2 protein-coding genes are annotated in these 3609 nt (G+C 76.9%); both read right to left on the bottom strand.

Features of this window, described 5'->3' with window-relative positions:
- Positions 1 to 2669 (bottom strand): type I polyketide synthase (locus GA0115242_RS08930; RefSeq protein WP_141721553.1); only part of this gene is annotated, 2669 nt, incomplete at its 3' end.
- A 5-nt stretch (positions 2670 to 2674) separates the two neighbouring features.
- Positions 2675 to 3609 (bottom strand): SDR family NAD(P)-dependent oxidoreductase (locus GA0115242_RS08925; protein WP_141721551.1); only part of this gene is annotated, 935 nt, incomplete at its 5' end.

Here is a 3609-nt window from a genome sequence, read left to right as displayed (position 1 = left end):
CCCGAACCGGCCCTCGCCGCGGGCGGATCGAGCGGTCGGACGTCCGGCCGCGCGCCCTCGGTCCACAGCGCGGTCGCCACCCGGCGGAGCTGGGCGAGGCTGTCGCGGGCGGTGGAGTGCGCGGCCACCACCAGCCGGTCGCGGCCCGCGAGCGTGTCGTCGACGAGGGAGCCGAGCTGGCCGGTGCCCAGGGTCAGAAAGGCCCGGAAGCCCGCCCGGTACATTTCCAGGACCGTCTCGCGGAACCGGACCGGTTCCAGGAGGTGGCGCACGAACAGCTCGCGCACCGCGTCCGGTTCGGCGGGGAAGGGCGCGGCGACGGTCGCCGACCACACGGGGGTGTGCGGCGCGTGCAGCCCGTACCGTTCGGCCGCCTCCCGGATCGGGCCCAGGTAGGGGGCGAGCATCGGGGTGTGGAACCCGGAGCGGAACGGCAGCACCTGGGCGATGACACCCTCCGCGCGGAAGGCGGTCACCAGGTCGGCGACGGCTTCCTCCGGGCCGCAGATCATCGACTGGCTGGGCGCGTTGTCGTGGCTGAGGACCACGTCGTCCCGGTCGGCGAGCCGTTCCAGGACGCGGTCGGCCGCGGTGCCGAGGACGGCGAAGGCAAGCCCCGGCACCCGCAGCGCGTCCGGGTCGAACCCGGCGAGGAACGCGTCGACCTCCTCGGGGGCGTGCACCCCGGCCGCCGCCATCGCCGTCCACTCGCCCACGCTGTGTCCCGCCACGGCGTCCGGTGTCACGGCCAGGCGGCGCAGCGCGGTGTCCAGGAGGCGGCCCAGTTGGAAGACGGCGGCGCCGTGGCGGCCCACGTCGCCGACCGCGGCGTCCCGGCCGTGCGTCCAGGTCAGGCCGAGCCGGGCGGCGAGTTCGTCGACCCGCGGGGTGAACTCGGCCTCCAGGCCCGGGAAGAGGAAGGCGGTGCGGCCACCGGTCGGGCCGAGCACCGGGCGCGGGGTGAACCACACGTCGTTGCGCCCGCGCCACGGCTCGCCCTTGGCGACCGCCTTGCGGGCCAGCTTCAGCCGGCGCGCGGTGGGGTCGACGATGCCGAGCCGGACCGGGCCCGCGCCGTCCGACCCGGTCTCGGGCAGGCTCGCGGCGAGCACCGCGCCGTCGTCGGCGTCGAGCAGCGCGGCCAGTTCGCCGGGGGTCCCGGCGGCCAGCCGCAGCACGCGTTCCGGTTCCCCGACGCTCACCCGCGGCCGCCGGACACCCGCCGGGGCGGGCTGTTCGAGGACCACGTGGGCGTTGATGCCGCCGAAGCCGAACGCGTTCACGGCGGCCCGGCGCGGGGCCCCGCCCGCGACCTCGTCCCAGGGGCGGGCCGCGGACAGCGGGGTGAACCGGGTCGCGTCGAGGGCCGGGTGGGGGTCGTCGCAGTGCAGGGTCGGCGGCAGCGTCTCGTGGTGCAGGGCGAGCGCGGCCTTGATCAGACCGGCCACCCCGGCGGCCGGCATGGTGTGCCCGATCTGCGACTTGACCGATCCGATGACCGCGCGGGGGCCGGTCGCGGGCCCGAACACCTCGGCCACGGTGGCGAGTTCGGCCCGGTCACCGGCGGCGGTCGCGGTGCCGTGCGCCTCCAGGAGCTGGAGCGCGTCGGCGGAGCGCGGGTCGAGCCCCGCGGCCTCCCACGCCTGGCGGACGGCCCGGATCTGGCCGCCGGGGTCGGGGTTGAAGAGGCTGGCGGTGCGGCCGTCGCCCGCCACACCGGTGCCGCGGATCACCGCGTAGACGCGGTCGCCGTCGCGCTGCGCGTCCGCGAGCCGCTTGAGGACGACGACACCGGTGCCCTCGCCGATCAGGACGCCGTCGGCGTCCCGGTGCAGCGGGCGGATGCGCTCGCTCCGGGAGAGCGCGCCGAGCTGCGTGAAGACGCTCCACAGGGTGAGGTCGTGGCAGTGGTGGACCCCGCCCGCGAGCATCACGTCGCAGCGCCGCGAGGTGAGTTCGCGCACCGCGTGGTCGACCGCGACCAGCGAGGAGGCGCAGGCCGCGTCCACGGTGTAGGCGGGGCCGCGCAGGTCGAGCCGGTTGGCGACCCGGGAGGCGACCAGGTTGGGCACCAGACCGATCGCGGACTCCGGCTCCTCGGGTCCCAGCCGTTCGCAGAACCCGGCCCGGACCGCCTCCAGTTGGTCGTCATCGAGCTGGGGGGCCAGCTCGCGCAGGGTCTGCACGAGCTGGTTCGCGGTGCGCACCCGCTGGTCGAGGCGGACCAGCCCCGGCGTCAGGTAGCCGCCGCGGCCCAGCACGATCCCGGCGCGCTCCCGGCGGGCGGGCAGCACCGACTCGCCGCCCGCGTCCAGGAGCGAGCGGTGCGCCACGTCCAGCGCGATGAGCTGGTCGGGCTCGGTCCCGGCCACCGAGTTCGGCATGATCCCGAACCGGGTCGGGTCGAAGCCGGGCCCGTCCACGAACCCGCCGCGGTGGCAGTAGAAGCGGTCGCTGCGGCGGGCGGCGGGCGGCCCCGCGGGGTCCTCGGGCCGGTAGAACAGCGGGTCCCAGCGGTCGGCGGGCACCTCGGTGATGGCGTCCGCGCCGGTGACGATGGCCTGCCAGTAGGCGGCCAGGTCGGGGGCGCCGGGCAGCAGCACCTCCATGCCGACGACCGCGACCGGCTCCGGGTGCGCCGGATGCCCGGCGGGCGCGGGGGTGGTCATCGCGCTCACCAGCCGGAGGCGGTGTAGACGACCGTGTGCTCGTCGGGGGCGCCGTAGGCGAGTTCGCGCAGCAGGCTCAGCGGACCCTCCTCCAGGTCGATCAGCTTGATCCCGCGCGCCGCGTAGGAGCGCATCAGCTCCGGCCCGACCATGCCGCCGCCGGTCTCCGAGGCGGCCCAGGGGCCCCAGTGCACGGTCAGACCGCGCCGCTCGGCGCCCGACCAGCGGCGGCCCAGCTCCTCCAGGACGTCGTTGGCCCCGGCGTAGTCGCTCTGGCCCCGGTTGCCGAGGGCGGCGGCGATGGAGCCGAAGAGGACCGCGAACCGCGGGCTCACCGGCAGCCGGTCGACCGCGTCCAGGACGGTACGGGCGCCGTCCGCCTTGGTGGCGAAGACCCGGGCGAAGGACTCCGGGGTCTTCTCGGCGATCAGCTTGTCCTCGATCAGCCCGGCCGCGTAGACCAGCCCGTCGAGCCGCCCGTACTGGGCGCTGACCTGCTTGACGGCGGTGCCGACGGCCTCCGCGTCCCGGACGTCCACCCGCTGGTACTCGGCCTCCGAGCCCAGCGCCCGCAGGGCCTCCAGGGTGGCGCGCACCTCGCGTTCGGCGAGGATCGCCGAGACCCGGCGCTCGGTCTCGGCGGGGGTGGTGGTGAGCCGCGCGGCGAGCAGCGCGCCCCGCAGCGCGGCGCGGTCGGTGGCGGACGCGGTGGCCGGGTCCTCGGCGGCGGCGGGTTCGGGGGTGCGCCCGAAGAGGACCAGGCGGCAGCGGGACGCGGCGGCGAGGGCACGGGCGAAGCGCGCCGTGATGCCCCGGGCGCCGCCGACGAGGAGGACGACGCTGTCCCGGTCGAGCCCGGCGGCCTCGGCCTCGGCGACGCCGTCGCCCGCCGGTCCCGCGCCGCTGGTGGCGATCGCGCCGAGCGGGGTGGGCCGCAGGT

It is taken from the genome of Streptomyces sp. SolWspMP-5a-2 (assembly GCF_900091845.1).
Lineage (GTDB): Bacteria > Actinomycetota > Actinomycetes > Streptomycetales > Streptomycetaceae > Streptomyces > Streptomyces doudnae.
Note: the sequence above shows the minus strand (reverse complement) of the source record. Positions and strands in the feature narration are given on the sequence as shown.